The 971-nt window shown below is 46.2% G+C and carries 1 protein-coding gene; it reads left to right on the forward strand.

Translation table 11 applies throughout. The features are described from left to right. On the forward strand, nucleotides 1-954 hold a 954-nt coding region (tuf, locus tag M9196_RS23245), incomplete at its 5' end, for an elongation factor Tu (protein WP_250619878.1). Nucleotides 955-971: the final 17 nt, after the last annotated feature.

Below are 971 nucleotides of genomic sequence, written 5' to 3' on the forward strand. Positions count from 1 at the left end.
GCACACGTAGACTGTCCTGGACACGCGGATTATGTTAAAAACATGATCACTGGTGCTGCTCAAATGGATGGCGGCATCCTAGTTGTTGCTGCAACAGATGGCCCTATGCCACAAACTCGTGAGCACATCCTACTTGGTCGTCAAGTTGGTATCCCTTACATCATCGTATTCATGAACAAATGTGACATGGTTGATGACGAAGAGCTACTTGAGCTAGTAGAAATGGAAGTTCGTGAACTTCTTTCTGAGTACGAATACCCAGGAGATGACCTTCCAGTCATCCAAGGTTCTGCACTTGGCGCTCTAAACGGCGAAAAGCAGTGGGAAGACAAGATCGTTGAGCTTGCAGAAGCACTAGATTCTTACATTCCACTTCCAGAGCGTGCAGTTGACCAACCGTTCCTACTACCAATTGAAGATGTATTCTCAATTCAAGGTCGTGGTACAGTTGTTACTGGTCGTATCGAGCGCGGTATCCTACGTGTAGGTGACGAGATCGAAATCGTTGGTATCAAAGAAACAACGACTACTACTTGTACTGGTGTTGAAATGTTCCGTAAACTGCTTGACGAAGGTCGTGCAGGTGAGAACGTTGGTGCACTTCTACGTGGTACTAAGCGTGATGACGTTGAACGTGGCCAAGTACTTGCTGCTAAAGGTTCTATCAACCCACACACTAAGTTTGAGTCTGAAGTATACGTACTTTCTAAAGACGAAGGCGGCCGTCATACTCCGTTCTTCAAAGGCTACCGTCCACAGTTCTACTTCCGTACAACTGACGTAACTGGTGATATCTCTCTACCAGAAGGCGTAGAAATGGTAATGCCAGGCGACAACATCCAAATGGTTGTTGAGCTAATCGCTCCAATCGCAATGGACGAAGGTCTACGTTTTGCTATCCGTGAAGGTGGCCGTACAGTAGGCGCTGGTGTTGTTGCTAAGATCTTTGCTTAATTTTTAGCAAAATCTTG

The sequence above is a fragment of the Vibrio methylphosphonaticus genome (genome assembly GCF_023634655.1).
GTDB classification, from domain to species: Bacteria; Pseudomonadota; Gammaproteobacteria; order Enterobacterales; family Vibrionaceae; genus Vibrio; species Vibrio methylphosphonaticus.